The 22,570-nt window shown below is 70.4% G+C and carries 20 protein-coding genes and 2 pseudogenes; 12 read left to right on the plus strand and 10 right to left on the minus strand.

What is annotated here, in order from left to right:
- The first annotated feature begins 1,114 nt into the window (after positions 1-1,114).
- Entirely contained in the window at positions 1,115-1,414 is a 300-nt protein-coding gene (locus ACFYY8_RS37620) for a Tn3 family transposase (RefSeq protein WP_390049538.1), read from the plus strand.
- 125 nt (positions 1,415-1,539) lie between these two features.
- Here the strand turns inward: ACFYY8_RS37620 and ACFYY8_RS37625 are convergent, their stop codons facing one another.
- Positions 1,540-2,274, minus strand: coding sequence for an alpha/beta fold hydrolase (locus ACFYY8_RS37625; protein ID WP_390049540.1), 735 nt, complete (start codon positions 2,272-2,274; stop codon positions 1,540-1,542).
- A gap of 80 nt (positions 2,275-2,354) precedes the next feature.
- On the opposite strand from ACFYY8_RS37625, the gene ACFYY8_RS37630 reads away from it, so the two are divergent.
- A complete protein-coding gene (locus ACFYY8_RS37630) occupies positions 2,355-3,329 on the plus strand; it encodes a helix-turn-helix transcriptional regulator (protein WP_390049542.1) in 975 nt (324 codons plus the stop codon).
- Between the two features lie 258 nt (positions 3,330-3,587).
- On the opposite strand, the gene ACFYY8_RS37635 is transcribed toward ACFYY8_RS37630, so the two are convergent.
- From ACFYY8_RS37635 to ACFYY8_RS37645, 3 genes are all read right to left on the minus strand, one after another.
- Positions 3,588-4,139, minus strand: coding sequence for a hypothetical protein (locus ACFYY8_RS37635; RefSeq protein ID WP_390049544.1), 552 nt, complete (start codon positions 4,137-4,139; stop codon positions 3,588-3,590).
- Between the two features lie 94 nt (positions 4,140-4,233).
- Positions 4,234-4,533, minus strand: a complete 300-nt coding sequence (locus ACFYY8_RS37640; protein ID WP_390049548.1) for a hypothetical protein — start codon at positions 4,531-4,533, stop codon at positions 4,234-4,236.
- A 158-nt stretch (positions 4,534-4,691) separates the two neighbouring features.
- On the minus strand, positions 4,692-5,603 hold the full coding sequence (locus ACFYY8_RS37645; protein ID WP_390049551.1) for an NmrA family NAD(P)-binding protein: 912 nt from the start codon (positions 5,601-5,603) through the stop codon (positions 4,692-4,694).
- Between the two features lie 96 nt (positions 5,604-5,699).
- Here ACFYY8_RS37645 and ACFYY8_RS37650 point away from each other — a divergent pair, with 96 nt between their 5' ends.
- Positions 5,700-6,296, plus strand: coding sequence for a TetR/AcrR family transcriptional regulator (locus ACFYY8_RS37650; RefSeq protein ID WP_390049553.1), 597 nt, complete (start codon positions 5,700-5,702; stop codon positions 6,294-6,296).
- A gap of 70 nt (positions 6,297-6,366) precedes the next feature.
- Here the strand turns inward: ACFYY8_RS37650 and ACFYY8_RS37655 are convergent, their stop codons facing one another.
- Both ACFYY8_RS37655 and ACFYY8_RS37660 read right to left on the minus strand, forming a co-directional pair.
- Positions 6,367-6,876: a signal peptidase II gene (locus ACFYY8_RS37655; RefSeq protein ID WP_390049555.1), complete on the minus strand. Its 510-nt coding sequence runs from the start codon at positions 6,874-6,876 to the stop codon at positions 6,367-6,369.
- Between the two features lie 45 nt (positions 6,877-6,921).
- Complete coding sequence (locus ACFYY8_RS37660) at positions 6,922-7,872, minus strand: helix-turn-helix domain-containing protein (protein ID WP_390049557.1); 951 nt, start codon at positions 7,870-7,872, stop codon at positions 6,922-6,924.
- A 207-nt stretch (positions 7,873-8,079) separates the two neighbouring features.
- On the opposite strand from ACFYY8_RS37660, the gene ACFYY8_RS37665 reads away from it, so the two are divergent.
- The 3 genes and pseudogenes from ACFYY8_RS37665 to ACFYY8_RS37675 all read left to right on the plus strand — a co-directional run.
- The gene (locus ACFYY8_RS37665) at positions 8,080-9,735 is read left to right on the plus strand and encodes a serine hydrolase (RefSeq protein ID WP_390049559.1); all 1,656 of its coding nucleotides are present in this window, start codon (positions 8,080-8,082) and stop codon (positions 9,733-9,735) included.
- 40 nt (positions 9,736-9,775) lie between these two features.
- Positions 9,776-10,291: pseudogene (locus tag ACFYY8_RS37670) on the plus strand (helix-turn-helix domain-containing protein); the annotation flags it as partial.
- Between the two features lie 127 nt (positions 10,292-10,418).
- Positions 10,419-10,658: pseudogene (locus ACFYY8_RS37675) on the plus strand (hypothetical protein); the annotation flags it as partial.
- A gap of 6 nt (positions 10,659-10,664) precedes the next feature.
- On the opposite strand, the gene ACFYY8_RS37680 reads toward ACFYY8_RS37675, so the two are convergent.
- Both ACFYY8_RS37680 and ACFYY8_RS37685 read right to left on the minus strand, forming a co-directional pair.
- Positions 10,665-11,483: a MerR family transcriptional regulator gene (locus ACFYY8_RS37680; protein WP_390049561.1), complete on the minus strand. Its 819-nt coding sequence runs from the start codon at positions 11,481-11,483 to the stop codon at positions 10,665-10,667.
- Between the two features lie 13 nt (positions 11,484-11,496).
- Positions 11,497-12,015: a VOC family protein gene (locus tag ACFYY8_RS37685; RefSeq protein ID WP_390049563.1), complete on the minus strand. Its 519-nt coding sequence runs from the start codon at positions 12,013-12,015 to the stop codon at positions 11,497-11,499.
- Between the two features lie 153 nt (positions 12,016-12,168).
- On the opposite strand from ACFYY8_RS37685, the gene ACFYY8_RS37690 reads away from it, so the two are divergent.
- Genes ACFYY8_RS37690 through ACFYY8_RS37705 form a run of 4 tightly spaced genes read left to right on the plus strand, consistent with a single transcriptional unit; the run spans position 12,169 to position 16,583 of the window.
- Entirely contained in the window at positions 12,169-12,936 is a 768-nt protein-coding gene (locus ACFYY8_RS37690) for an ABC transporter ATP-binding protein (RefSeq protein ID WP_390049565.1), read from the plus strand.
- Positions 12,921-14,750, plus strand: coding sequence for a hypothetical protein (locus tag ACFYY8_RS37695; protein WP_390049567.1), 1,830 nt, complete (start codon positions 12,921-12,923; stop codon positions 14,748-14,750). Before ACFYY8_RS37690 ends, ACFYY8_RS37695 begins: the two co-directional genes overlap by 16 nt.
- A 7-nt stretch (positions 14,751-14,757) precedes the next feature.
- On the plus strand, positions 14,758-15,966 hold the full coding sequence (locus ACFYY8_RS37700; RefSeq protein ID WP_390049569.1) for a sensor histidine kinase: 1,209 nt from the start codon (positions 14,758-14,760) through the stop codon (positions 15,964-15,966).
- Entirely contained in the window at positions 15,963-16,583 is a 621-nt protein-coding gene (locus ACFYY8_RS37705) for a response regulator (RefSeq protein WP_390049571.1), read from the plus strand. Before ACFYY8_RS37700 ends, ACFYY8_RS37705 begins: the two co-directional genes overlap by 4 nt.
- Before the next feature lie 96 nt (positions 16,584-16,679).
- Here ACFYY8_RS37705 and ACFYY8_RS37710 read toward each other — a convergent pair whose 3' ends face one another.
- The gene (locus ACFYY8_RS37710; protein WP_390049573.1) at positions 16,680-17,804 is read right to left on the minus strand and encodes an FAD-dependent oxidoreductase; all 1,125 of its coding nucleotides are present in this window, start codon (positions 17,802-17,804) and stop codon (positions 16,680-16,682) included.
- Between the two features lie 53 nt (positions 17,805-17,857).
- On the opposite strand from ACFYY8_RS37710, the gene ACFYY8_RS37715 reads away from it, so the two are divergent.
- Entirely contained in the window at positions 17,858-18,550 is a 693-nt protein-coding gene (locus ACFYY8_RS37715; protein ID WP_390049575.1) for a TetR/AcrR family transcriptional regulator, read from the plus strand.
- A gap of 12 nt (positions 18,551-18,562) precedes the next feature.
- Here the strand turns inward: ACFYY8_RS37715 and ACFYY8_RS37720 are convergent, their stop codons facing one another.
- Positions 18,563-20,905 carry an excinuclease ABC subunit UvrA gene (locus ACFYY8_RS37720; RefSeq protein WP_390049577.1) on the minus strand — a complete coding sequence of 781 codons (2,343 nt, stop codon included), beginning with the start codon at positions 20,903-20,905 and terminating at the stop codon, positions 18,563-18,565.
- A 425-nt stretch (positions 20,906-21,330) separates the two neighbouring features.
- Between ACFYY8_RS37720 and ACFYY8_RS37725 the strand changes: the two genes are divergently transcribed.
- Positions 21,331-22,488, plus strand: coding sequence for an MFS transporter (locus tag ACFYY8_RS37725; protein ID WP_390049579.1), 1,158 nt, complete (start codon positions 21,331-21,333; stop codon positions 22,486-22,488).
- Positions 22,489-22,570 lie beyond the last annotated feature (82 nt).

Here is a 22,570-nt window from a genome sequence, read left to right on the forward strand (position 1 = left end):
CGGGCGCGTCTGCGGACCGCGAGCCGGCTGGCGAGCAGCGGGGTCGGGCGGGTGCCGGCCAGGTCGTGCATGGCCAGCCACACGCCCGCCATGCGCAGATCGGGCGTGCTCGTCGGCGGGTCGGTGTCCGGTAACGGTTCGGGGGTCACAGCGCCTCCTTTGCCGCAAGCTTTGTATCAACATGGTGCGACATGCCTTGCGACAAAGTCAACGCCCGACCATTGCGAGATTCCTGCCGGTCGGTGAGGGCGGGCCAGACGGCATGGCCCAGGACTCCCGAAGCTACGGCCAGGGGCAAAGCAGGAGGCCGACCGGACAGAACTACGACTCTGTCGGTCAGCGGAACCACATCGCCCCAGGTCACGGCCCTGAACTCGATCGTCCCGCCAATCCGGTCCTCGACGCCAACCCGAGGCGGGCCGCCGAAGTCCGGCTCTGGCGAGCGGTACGGAAACCCGCGCTGAGCTGGACCGACCCGCCTATTTTGCGGCTCACCGCAGCTTCGGGAGTTCCGGGCCGAAAAGCAGGGCATGACGCGATGGCGCGCCGGGCTGGCGTCCGGGCGCGCGGTTGCCTCAAGAACGTGAGAAGAGAGGGGAGAGTGTGACCTGGGTGCGTGTGTAAGAGACCGGCGGGAGGAGGGAAGACCGCCGGTGCGCCAAGCACCGGAGACAAAGGGCGCGGGACCGGGAAAGCCGTCAGTTCGGCGGCCCGGGCGGCGTTGTCCGGGCTGAAGGCGAGGTCCAGGCGCAGCCGGGTGTGCTCCGGCCGCGCCACGCCCCGCACCGCGTCGGCGAACAGGGCGTCGAACTCAGCCACGCGCAGAGGTTGCCCGGCGGTGGGAAGGGAGCAGGCGGAAGGCACCCATCCCAGGTCAACGGCGATGTCCTGTGTCATGTCTCGACGGTAAACCTGTACCTGAGTACCGGATGCAAGCTCCTCTTGGCGTAGCGCCAAAATCCGGTCCGACCCTCCCCGAAGGCCCATCGACGCCGAGCTGCTCGGCCGGCCGCACCACCGCCACAGGCGGCACCGAGCTGTGGGGCCAGGGCTCGACCGCGGTCGCATCCGACTTCACCCACGTGCGCGCCTACGACCAGAACCTGTTCACCGAGTGGCACTCGGCTACGGTGGCCGCGGGGTCCTCATCTACTGGCACGTGGAAAAGAAGTCCCTGGCCATCCACTCCCAACTGATCAACTGCACCGCCTCCGAGGTCGCCGCGATGATCGAGGGCGCGATGCGGCACGGCACCACCATGGACGTGGAGGCCGGCTACACGGACTCGCATGGCCAGTTGGAAATCGGGTTCGGTGTCACGAGGTTGCTGAACTTCGAGCTGTCGCCCAGGATCAAGCGGATCACCACGGTGAAGCTGTACCGGCCGGTGAACCGGACGCCTCCCCGCAGTTGACCCCGGCACCGACCCGCCCGCCTACGGCAAGGGTGGCGAGATCGCCTCGAACCGGGGCGACGAACAGGAGATGTTCGTGTCGTGCCTGCGGATTCCGCAATCGGCCCTGCAGGAAGCCGACTCCGTCAGGAGACGGCCTTGTCGAGGATGTCGGCGAGTTCGGTGGGCGCGGACAGCATCGGCCAGTGTCCGGTGGGCAGGTCGTAGCGCCGCCATGGCGGCTGGTTCAGGTAGGCCAGCATCGGCACCCCGGCATCCAGCAGGCCGGTGAAGTCGTGACAGGCGACCAGGACACGGTCCACGCCGACGCTGAGCTCGGCCGGGCCGGCGAGACGCTGGGTGTAGGTGCCGAACGGCTGAGGGGTGGCACGCGAACGCATAACGTTCCGCTGTCCCTCATCGAGCCCGTCGAGGCTCCCGGACAAGCCCAGGACCTCAAACGGCGGCATCGGCAGCCGCCACCCGTCGCCGGAAGCGGAGACCTGCCGGTGCAGCTGGTCCGCCGCCTCCGGCGGCATGAGGTCGAGCATGCGCATACCTGCGGTGAACGGGGCGCTGTCCACGTAGATCACGCGCTCCAGCCGGTCACCGAGACGTCCGGCTGCCCCGGTGACCGGGGCAGCCGCGTAGCTGTGGGCGACCAGCGTGACATCGCGCAGGTCATTCCCCTCGATGAAGCCGGTGATGTCCGCGATGTGCGTGTTCAGGTCCGTCTCGGGTCCGGCCTGGTCGGCGTGCTCGGCCAGGCCCGTCAGCGTGAGCGGCAGCGCCGTGTGGCCGCGCTCCCGCAGAGCGCGGGCGGTGTCCTCCCAGGCCCACGCCCCGAGCCAGGCGCCGGGAACGAGTACGAAGGTTGCCATGTGATCTCCCTGATATGAGGTGCCATCGGGAGCGTAAACTCAATACAGGACATTTTCCGCCCTGAAATGCCGAGTGATCCATGACGCATCCCCTCACCCGGGTTCTGACCCTGCTGGAACTTCTCCAGTCCAACGCCCGACTCACCGGGACGGAGCTGGCGGACCGTCTGGACACCGACGTCCGCACGGTGCGCCGGTACACCGCCCACCTGCGGGAACTGGGCATCCCCGTGGAAGCCGAGCGCGGCCGCTACGGCGGCTACCGCCTGGCCCGCGGTTACCGGATGCCACCCCTGGTCCTCACCAACGACGAGGCCCTCGCCGTCGTCCTGGGCCTGCTCGCAGCAGAACGGCTGGGCATGGGCACAACCGCACCGGCCAGTGCCGGCGCCCTGGCCAAGATCGAGCGGGTGCTTCCGCACGCCCTGCGCGAGCCACTCGCCGCCATGCGGGAGACCCTGTCGTTCACCGCCAACGCCGTGATCGGGCAGGCACCCGAAACCGGCGTCCTGCTGGCCCTGGCCCAGGCATCCCGCGCCGGCACGGCCGTCGGCATCAGCCACCGGTCATGGCGGCAGGAGCACACCGAACGCGACATCGACCCCTACGGCGTGGTCTTCCACACCGGCCGCTGGTATGTCGTCGGCCACGACCACCTCCGCGACAGCCTGCGAACCTTCCGCATCGACCGCATCGCCTCCGCCACCCCCCGAACCCGCCGCTTCACCGCCCCCGACGGCTTCGACCCCGTCGCCCACCTGACCTCCACCCTGGCTCAGGGCCCCTACCGCTGGCAGGTCGAGGTGACGATCCACGGTCCTCTCGATGCGATCGCCCGCCGACTGCCTCGCTCAGCGGTGACCCTCACCGCCCAGCCCACCGGCGTCCTCATGCACGCACGAGCAGAACGGCTGGACGGCATGGCACACCTACTCGCCTCCCTGGAATGGCCCTTCACCATCCACCACCCCGACGAACTACGGCAAGCCCTCCAGGACCTCGCCGCCCTGCTCACCGCAACCGCTCAACGACGGCCGGAAGAACTGCCGCAGTAAACCGGATTTACCGCGACGGAGCCTCTACGGCGATCATCGCGATCTGCGGCGGACGATTCCGGCCGCCGGGGTGAGGCGTACGCGTTTACCGCAGCGGGGGACGGCATGACGATCGAACCGGTGACCGAGCCGGGGAGCGGGGGCACGCCTCGGTTGCCGCGCGCTCGGGTCGTGCATGTCCGCCCCTCCCGCGTCATACACCGCGGCAGTCGAGCGGTACCTCACCGGCGCGGGCATCGCGAATCCGCGATTCGTCGCTCACGGAGGCGGTGCGGTTTCGCCTCCCAGGAGGCGTCGCGCGATGTGCAGGGCGTCGGCCACCGGAGCGGCGACGAAGTCCTCGATCGCGTCCATGTGATCGGGCCGCAGACCCTCGCGGGGCGACGGCGCGATCAACAGGGCCCGGCCGTCTTTGGTCAACTCGTCACGCACCGGTCCGTCGGTGGGCACCTCGACGTCGTCGGTCCAGATGAGCCGCCGCCCTCCCGCCAGGACCTGGCGTGCTGCGGCGAGTTTCGCCTCCGCCGCGGCGGTGCTGGAAAGGCGCTCCGACCAGGCACGGGGCAACCGGGGCAGGGCGAACAACCGTTCCATCTCATCGGCGTCGGCGCACCAGGTGCTGCACCAGCGGATCTCGACCGTGCCCGCCCGGTGCAGTGCGCGGACACGGTCGATCAGAGCGGGCGCCCAGCGCATGCGATAGGCGTAGCCACCGGAGTGGGCGACCCCTCTGCGCGGGATACCGCCCCAACCGGGCCGGGCGACGTTGATCACACCGTCGACGTCGAGCAACCACACCGGCCGGCTCATCAGCCGGCGCGTCCTTCGGGAGTGCCCGTGTTCATGCCCAGTCTCCTGAGGGTTCCGGGGGGAGGCGTCCCGCTCTGCCGCGCCGGGAGGGCCTTCAGTCGTCGAGATAGGCGCGCAGCTCGCGGCGTGCCCGGCGGCGGTCACGCCGGCGCTCCTGGCGCAGGAAGTAGTGCCACTCCCGGTATCCGCCTCTGCCGGTGTGGCCGAACCAGAGACCGGCGGGGGCACCCCAGTGACAGCCGGTCGTGCGGACGCTCTGGGAGACGCTGTCAGCGGTGATCTCATCCGGCAGCGTGCACGGCCCGAACCGGTGGTCGTGCACGGGCAGGCAGGTCACCATCGGTGTCTCGGCCATCCGCACCCACCAGGGCCGGGTCTTGTCAGTCTTGCTCATACGGTCACCTTTCGGCTCCGCGACGCCCCGGGATGGGGCCGTCACAAGACCGGATGCACCGTGATCACCTCCAGACGCGTAACCCGATCACGACGATACAGCGGGCCGTCAGATGTCGACGAGGCCTTTGTCACCCCGTCGCCCACGGAGGTCCCGGGTCAGGACGGATGTGTCCGGCCGAAGGCGTCGCGGGCCCAGGCGGCGAAGCCGGTCATGGTCAGTCCGAACGCGTGCGCGTGCTCCGGGTGGGCCGCCTGGCCGCGGACGTTCATCCCTTGCTGCGTGTTGACCATCATGGGCGGAAGCCCCCGCGCGACGGCCTGTTCGGCGGACAGAACGGGGGCCTCGACCGTACGGCCCAGCACCCCGGACAGGATCTCGGCGATCTCGGTCATCGTCAGGAGGTCACCGGCGAGCTCGACGTCGGCGCCGGCGAACCTCTCTGGGTCGGCGAAGGCGGCGGCGGCCGTCGCGCCGATGTCCCGCACCGCCACCAGTGACAGTTTCGTGTCCTTCGCGAACACCGTGACGAATCCCCGTTCCGCCCAGTCGCCGAACATGTAGGACCGGCCGAGCAGGTTCTCCATGAAGGTGGCGGGCTTCAGGACCGTCCAGTGGGGGAATCCCGCGGTGCGTACGAGGTCGTCCACGCGGGCCTTGCTCGCCCAGTAGTGGCGGCTCCACTCGTCCGGCGTCCAGCCGGGCACGGCCCGGACCTCGTCTCCGGCTCCGGAGACCGAGGTGTGCACGAACTGCGCCACACCGGCCGCTCTGGCGGCCTCGACCAGGTTGCGGCCACGGACGACCTCGCCGTCGGACATGAGGTCGGTGAGATCCGGGAGCTGCACCGAGAACACCCCGCGGACACCGGTCACCGCGGCCGTCAGGGACGCGGGATCGTCGAGGTCTCCGCGAACTGGTTCCGCGCCGAGTGCCAGGACGGCCCTGGCGGGCTCGGACTCCGGATCTCTGAGAAGGACCCGCACCGGTGTCCCCGCGGCGAGGAGGGCTCGCGCGGCCGCGCCGCCCTGCTTGCCGGTCGCACCGGTGACGAGCACTGGATCAGACATGACAGACCTCCACCGAAAAGTGGGGTGACACCCCGTTTTCACTTCTCAGGGTAAGATATGGGGGACCACCCCACTTGGCAAGCGGCGGGAGACACGGTGCGGGAGACCAAGGAAGAACGGCCGAAGCGCGCGGACGCGCGGCGCAACCGCGACCGGATCCTGGCCGCGGCTCAGATCGCCATCGCCAGGGACGGCGTCGACGCCTCGCTGGAGGAGATCGCCAGGCAGGCCGGGGTCGGCTCCGCGACGCTGCACCGGCACTTCCCCTCCCGCCTGGCACTGCTGGAGACGGTGTTCCTCGACCGTGTCGAGACGCTGTGCTCCCAGGCTCGCGAGCTGGCCGCGGAGCCGGACCCCGGGGCCGCGCTCGTCACCTGGCTCAGGGCCATCGGCGCCTACGCCGCCAACGTGCGCGGGCTCGCCCCGTCACTGCTGCTGAGCGCCCACGAGCTCGAACACCGGGAACGGAACGTGACCTGCCACAGGAAGATCAGTGGCGCCGGTGAGGAGTTGCTGACCCGGGCCCGGCGGGCGGGAGCCGTACGCCCTGAGGTGTCCATCGACGACCTGCTCACCCTGGTCAACGCCATCTCGGCGGCGACCGAGCGGCACGCCGACGCGTCCGCCGCGACCGACCGCCTGCTCCTGCTCGCCCTCGACGGGATCCGCCCCCCGGCGCCGCCGGGGCCGTAGCCCGCTTCCACGAACCGGCGCGCCGCCCACGGGTGGGATGCCCGGCGGTACGGTCTTCGGCCGCCGGGGGTCAGGCGGGCTCTTCGCCCGTCTCCTCGGCGAACGGAACGCCGCGCAGGCTGAGCAGCACCAGCGCGGCGCCCCCGCAGGTGAGCGCGATGTCGGCGACGTTGCCCACGAACGGGCCGTAGTCGATGAAGTCCACGACGTGCCCGCGGGCGAAACCGGGCTCACGGAGGAGCCGGTCGCCCAGGTGGGACACCGCGCCACCGAGCAGTGCGCCCAGCACGAGCGCCCAGCCTGGGGAGGCCACGCGGCGGGCGGTGTAGAGGATGCCACCCACCGCGGCCGCCGCGACCAGGGCGAACACCCACGTGGCGTTCTCTCCCAGGGAGAAGGCGGCGCCGGGGTTGTACAGCAGCCGGAAGTGGATCAGCGGGGGGATCACGGGGACACGCTCGGTCTCGGACAGCGTGGAGACCGCCCAGAACTTGGTGAGCTGGTCCAGGAGCGCGACCACCGCGGCCAGTGCGAGCATGATGCCGTACAGCCGCCTCGAACCCCGCTCCGATCGCATCATTCAAGGCCTCCGTACCACCGTGTCCGAACCAGGATTCCCCCGAGCCTACCGAGGCGTTTTCCGAGGTGCCGCCACGCCTTCGAGCAGGGCGTCGCGTTGCGCCGGGCTCAGGCGGTCCGGTCTCGGGGCGACGGCGAACGCGCCGCTCCCGGCCCGCTCCACGACGAACGGGTCGGCGAGGATCGGGCGGCGGCCGATCGCGTCCAGGACGCCGGCCGCCCGCCGTACGGGCCAGCCCAGCGCCGTGGCGAGTTCGTCCACGGTGAGCGGCCGGGCGACGTACACCAGCGCGGAGACCACCGTCAGCGCGTCACGGACGACGGCGTCGATGAGATCACTGCCGTCCATCTGCTCACTGATCCAGGTGAAGAACTGAGCCATCCGGCCCAGCCGGGCGCCGGTGGGCGTGTCGGCGCCGAAGATCCCGATCCCGCGCCGCGCCTCCGTCGCGACCTCGGCGTGCGCCCCGGTGTCCGCCCTGAACGCACGGAGCCAGACGTCGTCGTCGACGACGTACCGTTCACGGCGCCCCGAGTCCCGGGTGCGCCCGACCAGCTCGATCGCCTCAAGGTAGCCGACGGCCTTGGACACCGAGGCGGGGCTGACCTGCAGCCTTCGTACGAGTTCGGCGGACGTCAGGTCTCCCGAGCCGGAGGTGAGCAGGCAGGCGAACACGCGGGCGGCCATCCGGGGAAGGCCGACCCCGACCAGCAGGACCGCGAGCCGCTCCATGAAACCGCGCACGGACTCGGCCGACCGCTCGCCGGCCGGCGGACACGCGGCCTGGACCGGTCTGCGGCGGCGGGCCCGCTGTCCGGTGGCCTGCTGCGCGCGGTCGGCCAGATAGCCACCGGGCGCGCTGTTGCGCGCCACCTCGCGACTGATCGTGGAGGTGGGCCTGCCCAGCCGTCTGGCGATCTCGGCGTATCCCAGCCCCTCGGCCAGCCAGATCGCGATCCGTCGGCGATCCTCGTGGGTCAGCCTGTCTCCGGGCATCGGCTCGCCCCTGTCGGTTCGTGTTCACGGGTACGTTCACCAACAATACATTGCAACGAACGATCGGCATGGATTGCATTTATCGACAATGTCATTGCAACGATTTTCACGAAAGACCAGCAAAAAGGCGCTTCGTTACCGGTCTTTCGTTGACGTATTTTGAAACGCAACGTAGCCTTTTCGCATCTGGAAAAGATTGGAGCCCTTGTGGCGAGAGCGTTGGACGTGCCCCGGATACGGGCTCACGTCGCGGAACTGCTCGCGGAGTACCGGATCCCGAGCGCCGTGATCGGCGTCCTCGGCGACGGGGAGATCACCGACTTCGCGGTCGGCGTCAAGGACGTCTCCACGGGAGAGCCCGCGACGACCGACACCGTCTACCAGTGCGGTTCGGTGTCCAAGACATGGACCGCCCTCGCCTTCATGCGGTTCGTCGACGAGGGAAGGATCTCCCTGGACGAGCCGGTGCGGACCTACCTCCCGGATTTCCGGGTCGCCGACCCCGAGGTCGGTGCCAGGGTCACCCCTCGCCACCTCCTCAACCACACCAACGGCATCGAGGAGAGCTACGGAGATCCGGGGGAGGGGGACGACGTGTACGAGCGCATGGTGGAGAACATCGCCGGCGCGCCCCAGGTCCACCCCCTGGGCCACACCCACGGCTACAGCGCGGCCCTCGGCTACGCGATCCTCGCCCGCGTCATGGAGGTGGTCGACGGCAGGCGGTGGGACGACATCATGAGGGACCGCCTGTTCGGCCCTCTGGGGCTGACCTCGACGAGCAGCAGGCATGAGCACGTCGACCGGAACCGGGCCGCGACCGGACATCTGATCCGATCCCTCGACGAGGGACCCGTCCTCTCACCGCTGGGCCGCCTGCCGCGCTCCTTCGGCCCCGGAGGCAACATCAGCACGACGGCCAGGGAAACGCTCATGATGGCCTCCGTCTTCCTCAACGAGGGAAAGGCACCGGACGGGACCAGGATCGTCTCGCCCGAGATCATCCGAGAGATGACGGAGTCCCGGGTCCCCGTACCCGACCCGTACATGTTCGGACCGGAATGGGCGCTCGGTCTCATCGTGTGCGACTGGCACGGCCAGACCGTCTACGCCCACGACGGCAGCGCGGTCAGCCAGAGCGCCCGCCTGCGGATCCTGCCGGAGTCGAACGTCGCCGTCACGATGCTGACGAACGCCGGGCCGCGCGACAGCTTCTACCGGAGGGTCTTCAACGAGATCCTCGCCGACCTCGGCACGGTCACGATCCCCGATCTGCCGAAGCCCGCCCCGGTCCCGGCCCTCGACCTGTCCAGGTACGAAGGCTCCTACGGGCGGCCCGGCACCCGCTACGAGGTGGTGGCCGAAGACGGAAGACTCCACCTCGGGCTCACGCTGAACCCCATGGAGGCGAAACTCCTCAACAGGCCGGAACGACTCGAATACGAGCTTCTCCCGATCAGCGAGACGCATTTCCTGATGCCTTCCGGCGACCCGCTGGAGGACCCGCAGACCGTCGCGATATACGACGTCGAAGACGGGGCCGCGCGGTACCTCCACATCAACTGCCGGGTGCATCCGAGAACGAACAGGGAGAGTGCCACAGTGCACGTCATGACCGTTTCCACGATCTTCGACAGCGAGGGTTTCTGGAACTCCCTGAAGAAGGCGTACGGCCTGCTGCCCAAGGGAGCGGGATGGACGCTGGCGGTGGCGAGCGCCGACGGCGACAGGGCGGTGAACGTCATCGTCCACGACTCGGTCGACGGTGTCAGGAGCTTCCTCGAAGAGCACGTCGGCCCCTTCGCCACCACGGAGTACTTCGAGGCCGACGCCTCAAACGCGGTCGGGCTCCCGGCGGCGTGACCGCCCTCGGCGGAACGGTGGTATCACTACCGGCATGGGGATGCATCGCGACGATCTCGCCGATTTCCTGCGCCGGTCCCGGGGGCGGCTGACTCCAGGGGAGGTCGGGCTGGTCGAGGGGCCGAGGCGGCGTACGCCGGGACTGCGCCGTGAGGAGGTCGCGGCGCTCGCCGGGATGTCGGCCGACTACTACATGCGGCTTGAGCAGGCCAGGAGCACGCAGCCCTCGGTCCAGATGCTGGCCGCGCTGACGCGCGCGCTGCGGCTGACCATCGACGAGCGGGACCATCTGTACCTGCTCGCCGGGCACCGCCCGCCTGAGGGGGCACGGGCGGGGGAGTACCTGCGGCCAAGCCTGCTGTACCTGCTCGACCGGCTGGACAGCGTTCCGGTCCAGGTCCTGAGCGACCTGGGCGACCTGCTGGCGCAGAACGACATGGCGCAGGCGTTGTTCGGATGCGTGTGCACGGTGGCCCCGGACAACCGCAACATCGTGCTGCGCTGGTTCACCGAGCCGGACGTGCGCGGTTACTTCGCGCCCGAGGAGCACGAGGAGCAGGCCAGGCAGCTGGTCGCCGACCTGCGCGCCACGGTGACCCGCCGCGGGGACGACGTGGCGTCCCCGCGAACTCGTCACACGGCTCCGTACGGCCAGCGCCGAGTTCACGGCCCTCTGGGACCGGCACGAGGTCGCGGTGCGCAGGTCGCACCCGTACCGGATCATGCATCCCGAGCTCGGCGTGATCGAGCTCGACTGCGAGGTGCTGGCGACGCCCGCGGCCGACCAGCGGCTGCGGGTGTTCACCCCGACGCCCGGCGGCTCCGAGGCGCTGGACATGCTGCGTCTTCTCGGCCCGCGACACCGGCACGGCACCGCCGCGACGGCGCCCGCCGAACGTCCGGCGGGCACGCCGCAGGCATGACACCTGTCAGGTCCAGGTCGCCGAATCCGGGTCGACGCCTCGATCGCGGGCGTTGGCGTCGATGATGTCACGGAGCCAGACGGTCAGGCCCGGTTCGATCGCGTCGTAGTAGGCCGTGAAGCCAGGGTCGGCGGCGTGGCTCCTGCCCAGGCAGACGTGCATCGAAGGGGTGCAGTCGAAGTACGCGCCGATGGACGCCCTATGCCGTTCCGCCAGGGCGTTGGCTTCGGCGCTACCGGGCCTGACGCCGGCGCGCTTGGCCACCGCCAGGTCGTTTTCGAGCGCCGCGACGCTGTCGGCGATCCGCCGCCAGCCCTCGGGGGTCATGCCCGCGGCGCGCTCGGCGTACTGCGCCCATTGAGGTGTGTCGCCCCACCGGTCACGCGCGCCCGCGGCCCACGCCGGATTCCAGCGCTGCCCGAAGATCGCGACCTGTTCCTCCGCGGAGAGCAGGATGCCGGCGTTCGCGGCTTCGATCATGCGATCGACCGCGTCGACCATCGACCGCAGACGGGAGATGCGCTCGAGGAGCTGGGCGCGCTGTTGTCTCAGCGGCACGGTCACGTCGACCGTCGGAGCGTCGAGAAGTTCACCGATGTCGTCGAGGGGCAGACCGAGCTCGCGGTAGATGAGCACCCGGTGCACGCGTGCGACGTCGGCCGCCGAGTAGAGCCGGTAACCGCCTGTGGTCCGCCCGGACGGGCGGACCAGCCCGATCGCGTCCCAGTGATGGAGGGTGCGGACGGTGACCCCCGCGTGCGACGCCGCGGCCCCGACGGTCAGCCCGCCGGACTCCGCGGCATCGCCCATCGCTTTCTTGGTCACACCGACGAGTCTGTCATGCGCGACTTCCCTCCTTCGGGAGGGAGATGCCCATCGCTTCGAGGTCGCGCGCCTCATCACTGTCCAGTTCGAGGAGACGGGCCGCGGTCAGGATCACCCGGGTGTTCTCCGGCGTGACGACCTCCAGATCCACGGTGTTCCACGGCGTCCGTCGTGGTCCGGTCGCGCATCCGGGCACCAGCGTGGTGCACGCCTGCGCGATCCCGTCGATCTGGCTCAGCACGCAGGAGAAGCTGACGCTCACCGTCGAAGGGGTCTGCGGGGCGCCGGTCGGGACAAGCAGAACATCCTGGAACGCCCACCGCCGGAGGTGCGTGACCTGACCGGGAATCGTGAACAGGTCGATGAAGCCGAGCCCGCGGGTCCAGAAGTCCACGGACGCGGCCAGGTCCGACGTCGGCACGGTGACGAACATCGGCATGCCGTAGATGCCCCGGTAGATCTCAGGTGGCGTCGCGTCGGGCCCGGGCGGAGGGACAGGGCTGATTTCAAATGCGTCGTAGTAGTCGGCCATGCGTTCATCGTGGAGCCTGACGCGACGTCAGGGTCAAATCCGAATCGTTCGACGACCGCGCCCCGCATCAACCGATCGGTTGATGCCGTGATCCACCACCCCGCTCCCCGTACGGACGATCCGCCGCTCCCGCCCCCGCGCGATTCTCAAGGCATGCCAGCAAACCGGGATGCCGCCCTCCGCACCACCGGACTCCGCAAAGCCTTCGGCGACCACCTGGCCGTCGACGACATCCACCTCACCGTCCCCGCCGGATCCTTCTACGGCCTGGTCGGCCCCAATGGGGCAGGCAAGACCACCACCTTGGCCATGGCCGTCGGCCTGCTCCGTCCCGACTCCGGCAGCGCCGAGATCTTCGGCGTCGACGTCTGGCGTGACACCGTCCGGGCCAAGGGACTGATCGGCGTGCTGCCCGACGGCAACGCCATGCCGGAACGGCTCACCGGCCGCGAAGTCCTCACCTACCTCGGCCTGCTGCGCGGCCTGCCGCCCGCTGTCGTCGCCGAGCGCACCGAGGAACTCCTCCAGGTCCTCGAACTCGACTCCGCCGAGCGGACCCTGGTCATCGAGTACTCCACCGGCATGCGCAAGAAGATCGGCCTGGCAGTCGCCCTTCTGCACGCGCCCCGCCTGCTCGTCCTGGACGAGCCCTTCGAGGCCGTCGACCCCGTCTCCGCGGCCACGATCAGGACCATCCTGCGCAGGTTCGCGGACAGCGGCGGCTCGGTGATCATCTCCAGCCACGTCATGGCCCTCGTCGAGCAGCTCTGCGACCACGTGGGAGTCATCTCCGACGGCCGCGTCGTAGCCGCCGGTCCGCTGGCCGACGTACGCGGCGCCGGGACTCTGGAGGACGCCTTCGTCGACCTCGTAGGCGCCCGCACCGGAGGGACGGAGGGGCTGACATGGCTCACCTCCTGACCCCCGGCCCGGCCGCGTCGGCACGGCACATGATCCGCATGCGGCTGGCGCTCACGCGCAACTCCCTGCGCGGCGACAACGCCTCCAACCTCTACACCGGCGTCTCGCTCGGGCTGATCCTGGCCATCGCGACGATCGCCGTCGCCGTCCTGTGGCCCGTCCACCTGCCGGTCGTGCTGGCGGTCTGGCTGTCCGGCTGGATCTTCGGCCCCATCTTCATCGGGGGTGGCAGTGAGGCCCTGCGCCCCGAGTACTTCTCCATGCTCCCGGCCCCGCCGGGCCGGATCGCGGCGGCGCTGCTCGCCGGAGCCTTCGCCGGCCCCGCACCGGCGGTCAACCTCGTCGCCCTGATGTCCCTGCCGGTGTACGGCTGGCGCTTCGGCCCGGCAGGTGTGCTCATCGGCCTCGCGGCGGCGGTCGTCACGCTCGTCACGATGGTGATGATCTCCCGTGTGATCGTGGCCCTGATCGGCCTGTTCGTCAGATCCCGCGTCACCGCGGCAGCGGTCGGCGTGGTGACCGGAACCGCCGTCGCCCTGTGCAGCAACGGCTGGGCCCTGGTGGCGGCGCTGGGCGGCGCCGACACCGCCGCGTGGTCGTGGCTCTTCGTCCGCGTCCTGCCGTCGGGGTGGGGTGTGGCCGCGGTCGAGGCCCCATGGCCTCTCGCCCTGGCCATCCTCGCGGCCAACGCCGCCGTCATCGCCCTCCTCCTGGCCGTCTGGTCCGGCCTGCTCACGCGCCGCGTCGTCTCGGCCGCGCGTGGCGGAGTGCCGCCCCGGCGGGGCACCCCGCGTCCGCTTCCCACGGCGACCGGCGCCCGGATCGCGGCCGCGAAGGAACTGCGCGCCTGGTGGCGTGACCTGATCCGCATCCAGCTCCTGGCCACCGCCCTGTCCTACGCCGTCGTCACGCCCCTGCTGCTCGTGACCATCGGCGCCTGGGTCACGGTCCCGTTCACGGGTCTCATCGCGATCGTGATGGGAGCCGCCACCTCGGCCAACCTGTACGGCTCCGACGGCACCGCCCTGTGGCTCACCCTCATGACCCCCGGAGCCGAACGCGCCGACGTCCGCGGCCGCCAGCTGGCCTGGTTGGTCATCGTCGGCCCGGCCGCGCTCGTTCTCTCCCTGGCAGGCACCCTCGTCAGCGGCCTGAACTGGGCCTGGCCGTGGGTCCTGGGACTGCTGCCCGCCCTGCTCGGTGGCGGCGCCGGAGTCGTCGTCCTGCTCGCCGTCACCTCGCTCGTCCCCGGCACCGACCCGCACAAGCGCGGCGGCAACCCGCTCAGCACCGGCGCCGACGAGACCGCCGAGACCAGCCTCGCCTGGCTGGTGCTCCTCGCGGTCCCCGCCACCGCCCTGCCCGCGGCCGGCGTCATCCTCCTCAACCCCTGGGCCGGAGTCGCCACCGGCGTGCTGACAGGAGTCCTCAGCGCCTGGGGCCTGGGCAGGATCGCCTACCGCAGGCTGGAGAGCCACGGGATCGAACTGCTCAACCTCATGAAGTACGGCCCGCCCCCCGAACCCGCCAAACCCACCACCGCCGACCTCCCCACCCACCACCGCATCGGCGTCACGATCAGCTACCTCATCGCCTGGCTCCCACTGTTCCCGCAGGGCCTGGCCCCCCTGGTCATGAAGATCCTGGGTGTCGAGGAGCGCGTCTGGTTCCTGGCCCTGTATCTCCCACCGATCTGGCAGTGGCCGACCATCATCTTCATGATCGCGATTGGGCTGCTGATGTACGGTTACGCCATCCTCATCCCGATGCGTCTAAGCTCGTCCACGTCGGCTACCAGGCGAAAGGGGGGGTAGGTCCCGGATGAACGACCCCTTCCCTCCTTCCATCTGGGAACGGCGCTTCGAGCGCATCGTCGAGATCGTCCCTTATCTCACCCTCGCCACCTCCCTGGTCATCAGCCTGGCCTCCCCTGCGCAGCCCCCGGGCGGGGTCCTGCGCACCCTCGCGCTCACCGCCCTGGCCCTGGCCTGGATCCTCGGCTCCCGCACCCTCCTGCCCGCCGCCGTACGCGGGCGGCGGGTGGCGGTCACCGCGCACTTCCTCGGTGTCCTGGCCACCGCGGCACTGCTGGCCTTCCACGACCCCATCTTCATCATCTACTGCACATCCGGCTTCTTCCTGGCCGCCCACCTCGCCCCCTCCAAGTGGACCTTCGCCGCCGTCGCCGCCACCTCCTTCGTCCTGTACGGCTCGACGCTCGACTGGTCGCAGGCCACCGTCCAGCTCGTCGCCTTCTATCTGGCGATCATCGCCGTGCAGACCGTCGCCATCGGCGGCGGCTCCATCGCCGGAATCAAGATCGAGGACCGTCAGCGCGCGTACCGGAAGACGGTCAGTGACCTGCAGACCGCCCTGGAGGAGAACGCCGACCTGCACGCCCAACTCCTCGCCCAGGCCCACGAGGCGGGCATCCTCGACGAACGCCAGCGCATGGCCCGGGAGATCCACGACACCCTCGCCCAGGGCCTGACCGGCATCATCACCCAGCTGCGCGCCGCCCAGCGCGTCGAGGACTCCGAAACCCACGTCGCGCTCGCCCTCGACCTGGCCCGCGAAAGCCTCACCGAGGCCCGCCGTTCCGTCGCCGCCCTCCAGCCCCACCAACTCGACGACGCCCACCTGCCCGAGGCGATGACCACCCTGGCGCGCAACTGGGCGCGGTCCACCGGCGTCGACCTGCACGTCGAGGTCACAGGCGACCGTATCCCGCTCAGCCCCGCCATCGAGGTCACCCTCTTCCGCGTCGCCCAGGAGGCCCTCACCAACGTCGCCAAGCACGCGGGCGCCACCCGCGCCGGCCTGACCCTCTCCTACGCCGGCTCCGTCGTCCTGCTCGACATCCGCGATGACGGCACCGGCATCCACGACTCCGACGGCAGAGGATTCGGCCTCAGCAGCATGCGGCAACGTCTACGCGGCGTCGGCGGCTCCCTGGAAATCGAGAGCACGCCCGGCGAGGGCACCGCCGTCAGCGCCACCGTCCCCGCACTCCAAGGAAGCCCCCGGTGATCCGCCTCCTCATCGTCGACGACCACCCCATCGTCCGTGACGGTCTGCGTGCCGCCTTCGAAGCCGAGCCCGACATCCACGTCGCCGGCGAAGCCGCCAACGGCCGCGAAGGCGTAGAGCGTGCCGCCGCACTCGAGGTCGACATCGTCCTCATGGACCTGCGCATGCCCGAAATGGACGGCGTCACCGCCATCGCCACCCTGCGCCGCTCCCACCCCCACATCAAGACCCTCGTCCTGACCACCTTCGACGCCGACTCCGACGTTCTGCCCGCCATCGAAGCCGGCGCCACCGGCTACCTCCTCAAAGACGCCCCCACCGACGAACTCCTGCGCGCCGTACGCGCCTCGGCCGCCGGCGAGCCGGTCCTGTCTCCCTCTGTCACCGGACGGCTGATGGGCCAGGTGCGCAAACCGGCCAAAGCCGCCCTCACCGACCGCGAACTCCAGGTCCTCGCCCTCGTCGCCGACGGCGCCTCCAACCGCCAGGCGGCCGCCAGGCTCTTCATCAGCGAAGCCAGCATCAAGACGCATCTGCTGCACATCTACGACAAACTCGGCGTCCGCGACCGCGCCGCGGCCGTCGGTGAGGGCTACCGACGGGGTCTGCTCAGCTAGCCGGCCAACAGCCCGCCTCCCTGCGGGGACACCGCGGACGACGGCTGGTGGAGCAGGTCTTGCCAACGGGCCGGCTCCGGACCTACGGCGGAGGCTTCAAGACGTCTGAACCTCGTCGAAGAGGGCGACGGCCTGGGTGGGATCCTGGCTCACGAGGCGTTCCAGGCCTGCCGTCGTGATCTTCGCCCACCTGCCGGCCCGCGTCCACATCTGCTCCTCGAAGGCACGGACGGCCTCGTCCAGCTCTCCGGGGCCGGAGGCGGCGGCCACGGACTCGGCGAGCTCGGCGCCTTCCAGCATCGCGAGGTTCGCGCCCGCCCCCAAGGGGGGCATCAGGTGGGCGGCATCGCCCAGAAGCGTCACCCCGGGGACGTGGTCCCAGGTGTGGGACACGGGCAGGACGTGGAGGGGGCGGGGGATGAAGGCGGTGCCGTGGCGGAGGAGGTCGAGAACGGGGGCGGTCCAGCCGTCGAACAGGGCCAGCAGGGTTGATCGCACCGCTTCGGCGTCGGCCGGATCCAGGTTCGTGTGCCAGTCCAGCGGCGCGCGGGTCTGGACGTAGACCTTGACGTGGCCGCCGCTGTTGCGCTGGGCGACGAGGGAGCGGTTGACGCCGTACACCGCCACGGAACCGTCTCCGACCAGCCGGGCGAGGTCGGGGTGGCGGGTGTCGACGTCGTTCAGGGAGGTCTCGATCGCGGTGACGCCGGTGTAGTGCGGCGTAGCGGGGGAGACCGCGGGACGGACCCGGGACCAGGCGCCGTCCGCGCCGACCACGAGGTCGAACGTCTCCTGCCGCCCGTCCGCGAAACGGACCAGCGTCCCGTCCGGGGCTCCCGGCACCACCTCTGTCACGCCTCGCCCCCACTGAACGTCGAGGGGGCCGAGCAGCAGGTCACGGAGTTGCCCGCGGTCGATCTCGGGATTGGCCTGATCGTCCGGGCGGGGCCGCCAGTCGCGCAGGACGGCCCCGTCGGTGTCCAGGATGCGCATGGCCTGCCCCTCGGGACGGGACAGCGCCTGGAACTCCGCCAGGAGCCCCGCCTTGCCCAAGGCGAGCTGGCCCAGCCCCTTGTGCAGGTCCAGCGTGCCCCCCGGAGGACGGGCGTCGGGGGAGGGGTCACGTTCGAGGACGGTGACGGGGTGACCGTGGCGGTGCAGGACGCGGGCGAAGGTGAGTCCGGCGGGTCCGGCCCCGACAACAGCGATACGGTGTCTCATGTCGATACACTGTATTTCATCCTTACGCTGTATCGCGACAGTACGATGTAGCCATGACTGTGTGGGACCGTCCGGAGCCGTCGGCTCGTCCTGTGCCGCTCGACCGGGCGCGGATCGTCGCCGCCGCCATCGCGCTGGCCGACGAGGGCGGACTGGAGGCGATGTCGCTGCGCAAGGTCGCCGCCCGACTGGACGTCGGCCCGATGCGGCTGTACGGCTACATCTCCACCAAGGAGGAGCTGTTCGACCTCATGGTGGACGAGGTCTACGCCGAGATCCTCCCCGACGAGCGGCCAGGCGACTGGCGGGAGGCGCTGCGCGGCCACGCCCACCGCACCAGGGAGGCCACCCTCCGTCACGAATGGCTGGCCGACCTGCTCGGCGGCCGTCCGGCCCTGGGCCCGAACGGCTTCGCCGTGGGCGAGGCCACGCTGTCCGCCCTCGACGGCCTCGCCGACCTCGACACCGTCATGCGCGCCGCGGAGACCGTCAGCGCCTACGTCACCGGTGCGATCAGACGCGAGATCGCGAACCTGCGGGCCGAACGCGCCACGGGCTTGTCCGACCAGGACTGGCAGCGCGCCTTCGGCCCGCATGTGCGCAGGATGCTGGACACGGGCCGCTTCCCGATGCTGGCCAGGATCGTGTACGACGGCACGGAGGTGGACGCCGAGACGTCCTTCTCCACCGGCCTGGACTGGGTCCTCGACGCCGTGGCCGCCAAACTCGCCCGGCCTCCGATGTGACGGCCCGGCGGATCACCGCGTGGCGGCCGCCCGCCGCCCGAGGGAAGCCGGAGGGCGGAACGCCTGCGCGAGGGCCTGGCCGGTGAACGAGCCGGGATCGGCCGCCAGATCGGCCGGAGTCCCCTGGAAGACCACACGGCCACCCGCGTCACCGGCGTCGGGACCGATGTCGATGACGTGGTCCGCGTGGGCGACGACCCGCAGGTCGTGCTCGACGACGACGAGCGTGGCGCCGTCGTCGACCAGTTCGTCGAAGAGGACGAGCAGCCGGTCCACATCGGTGCCGTGCAGCCCGGTCGTCGGCTCGTCCAGGATGACGCGCTGACCACGTCCCCGCCCGACGTCTCCGAGGTGCTTGGCGAGCAGCAGCCGCTGTTTCTCCCCGCCGGACATGGTGTCCATGGGCTGCCCGACGGTGAGGTAGCCCAGGCCGACACGGTCCATCCACCCGAGTCTGGCGACGATGTCGGCGTGGCCGGCGAACAGCTCGATGAGCGTGGCGGGAGGCGAGGCCAGGACGTCGGCGATGGTCGCCCCGTTGACACGCGTGGCCAGGGCCCGGGGATTGAACCGCGACCCCTCACAGACGTCGCAGGGGGTGAAGACGTCGTCGAGGAAGGCCAGCTCGGTGGTGATGAACCCACGGCCCCGGCACACCGGGCAGGCGCCCTTGGAGTTGAAGCTGTACCACGCGGGAGCGAGCCCGGACTCGGCGGCGAAGATCCTGCGGACCCGTTCGGCCAGACCGAGCTGACTCAGCGGCGTTGACCGCCCGCCACCCTGCAGAGGCTCCTGCCCGACCACGACGAAGTCCTGGTGCTGCCTGGGCAGTTCACCCGTGACCAGGGAACTCTTTCCCGATCCGGCCACGCCGGTGACGACGGTGAGCAGCCGTAGCGGAATACCGACGTCGAAGCCCTGGAGGTTGTGGGTGCGCGCGTCCCGGATCATGACGTGGCCGTGGGCGGGGCGGGTCGCGGCGCGCGGCGTCAGCGGTTCGCGCAGGGCCCGCGCGGTCGGCGTGTCGGCGCGCAGCAGATCGGCGGTCGTCCCCTCGAACAGGATCCGGCCGCCTTGGCGCCCGGCCCCCGGCCCGAGATCGACGACGTGGTCGGCGAGCGCGATGACCTGCGGGTGGTGTTCGACGACCAGCACCGTGTTCGCGGCGTCACGCAGCCGGAGAAGAAGCTCGGTCAGCCGCCGGACGTCGTGCGGGTGCAGACCACTGCTCGGCTCGTCGAAGACGTAGGTCACCGAGCTCAGCGGACTGCCGAGATAACGGATGATCTTGACCCGCTGCGCCTCCCCGCCCGACAGCGTCGAGGAGACCCTGTCCAGGGTGAGGTAGCCGAGCCCGACCGACCTCAGCGCCTCCAGCCGCCTGCGGGCCTCCGACAGGGCGGGGGCGACCCGGTGGTCGCGCAGGCCGGCGAGGAGGTCGTGGAGCCGGTCCACCGGCAGCGCCGTCCAGTCCGCGATGGAACGCCCCTCGACCAGGCTCGCCAGGGCGGCCTGGTTCAGGCGCGCGCCCCCGCACAGGGGACACGTCCGGATGGTGATCACCCGGTGCATCGCCTCCTCGGTCTCCTTCGACTTCGACCGGGGCGGATTGCGGATGTAGACGTCGCGCATCCGCGTCACGACGCCGTCGAACCTCGCCGTCTTGGGGAAACGCGGATCGGGGGCGGGCAGCTTCATCTGGTCGGCGAACAGGAAGTCCCGCATCTCCTGTTCCGTGTAGTCCCGCAGCGGCTTGGACCTGTCGAAGAGGCCGCTGTAGGCGAAACGCTTCCACCGGTAGGTGCCCGGCCGGAAGGCGGGGAACCGTACCGGCCCCTGGTCGATGGAGCTGTCCAGGTCGAGCAGCGCGTCGAGGTCGACGTCCTGGACCACGCCGAGCCCCTCACATTCCGGGCACATCCCACTCGGGTCGTTGAAGGAGTAGGCGGGGGAGTATCCCGCCGACGGCTCGCCGACCCGCGAGAAGATCAACCGCAGCAGCGGGGCGATGTCGGTCGCCGTCGCCACCGTGGAACGCGCGTTCCCGGTGAAGCGGCGCTGGTCGATCAGGACGGTGAAGGTCAGGCCGTCGATCCGCTGCACGTCCGGCTGGGCGGTGTGCGGCAGCCGGTTGCGCACGAAAGACGGGTAGGAGTCGTTGACCAGCCGCTGCGCCTCGGCCGCGACCGTGTCCAGGGCCAGCGACGACTTTCCGGAGCCCGACACGCCCGTGAAGACCGTCAGCGCCTCCTTGGGGATCTCCACGCACACGTCACGCAGGTTGTGCGTCGCGGCCTTCTCGACGACGATCCACCGGCCGCGTCCGCCGTTTCCCCCTCCAGAGCCGTCTCGCATGCGTCCTTCCGCCCTTCTTGCGCCGAACCTCACAGGGTGGGGCATGCCCAGCAGGACGCCTGCCATCCCCCCGAGGATCCCGACCGTTGCTCGCCGAGCACGCGCTGGTGCCGCGTCTGGTGCTCAACGATGTCGCGGGCCGGGCAGGACGGCGTTGATGTGGGCGCGGAGGAACGGCCGCACGTGACCAGGCCGGCCGTCCTTTACGCCACCCGCGTGACAGCCGCCCGGACCGATCGGTTCCGCCGATGACCCCTGGTTCCGCCGGCGCGGCAGCGGTTTCCGCGGATGAATTTCGGTTGCGGCGGAACCGATGGGCTTGGTGGGGTGACTGCATGGACGGTGCCACCGAGCAGGCGCGACGGGCGAGAGCTGGAAGAGGCCGCACCGTCACGCGACAGCCGGCTCCATGGCGCAGGCTTGCGGTGCTCGGGGCCCTGATGCTGGCCGCCCTCACTTTCAACACCGCGGAGAACCTGCCGGTCGGTCTCCTGGAGCTCATCTCCGAAGATCTACGGGTGTCCCTGTCCGCGGTCGGCCTCCTGGTCACCGGTTACGGCGCGATGGTGGCCATCGTGTCGGTGCCGATCGCCCACGTCGTGCGGGCGGTGCCCCGGCGCCATGTGCTCACGGGATTGCTGGCCGCGCTCGTGGTGTCCAGCCTCGTCGCGGCGCTGGCCACCTCCTATTGGCAGCTCCTCGTGGCACGGCTGCTGACCGCGCTCGCCCAGGCGCTGTTCTGGGCCGTGATGGGACCGGTCGCGGTGGGCCTGTTCGCGCCCGAGGTCCGGGGGCGTGTGGTCGGGGCACTGTCCGTCGCCGGTTCGCTCGCCCTCGTGCTCGGTGTTCCCGCGGGGACCCGTCTGGGCCAGCAGAGCGGTTGGCAGGTGCCCATCGCCCTGCTGGCGGCCCTGGGGCTTGTCTCCCTGGTCACGATCGCCGTCCTGCTACCGACCTCGCGCCCGGAAGAGGAGCCCGCCGCCTACGGCACCGATCCCGATGCGCGACGGTTCGGGACGGTGCTGACGGCCGGAGCCCTGTCTGCCACCGGCGCGTTCACGGGGTACACCTACATCGTGACCTTCCTGGGCGACGTGAGCGGGTTCTCCCCGAACACGGTCGGCGTCCTGTTCGTGGGTTTCGGTGTCGCGTGTCTGGCCGGAGTGAGCATCACCGGGACGTTTCTGGACCGTTTTCCGCAGTCCGCGCTGGCCGCCGCCGTGACCACGCAGGCGGTTGGCATGCTCGGCCTGTACGTCTTCGGCGCTCATCAGGCGGCGGCGGTGGTGTTTCTGGTGTTGATGGGCGGTGCGCTCGGGCCGGTGTTCATGACCGCACAGAACGCGATGCTGTACTGCGCGCCGGGCCGCACGGACATCGCTCTTGCGGCGAACTCCGGTGCCTACAACGCCGGCATCGCGGCGGGAGCCGCGATAGGGGCGCTGGTCCTGCCGCTCGCCGAGGTACGGGGCACCTTCCTCACCGGCGGGCTGCTGACCGTCGGGTCCTGTGCGGTCCTGCTCGGTGAGCAACTGCTACGCGGGCGTCGCCGTACAGGGAGTCCTTCAGCGGGTCGCCGGTGAGGCAGGGCGTGACCTCGTGGTTCTTGAAGGCCGCCGCTCTGGTGACCCCTGCGACATGGCCTTCACGGCTCCCGCCGAGTGT

The sequence above is a fragment of the Streptosporangium sp. NPDC001559 genome, from assembly GCF_042893955.1.
GTDB lineage: Bacteria > Actinomycetota > Actinomycetes > Streptosporangiales > Streptosporangiaceae > Streptosporangium.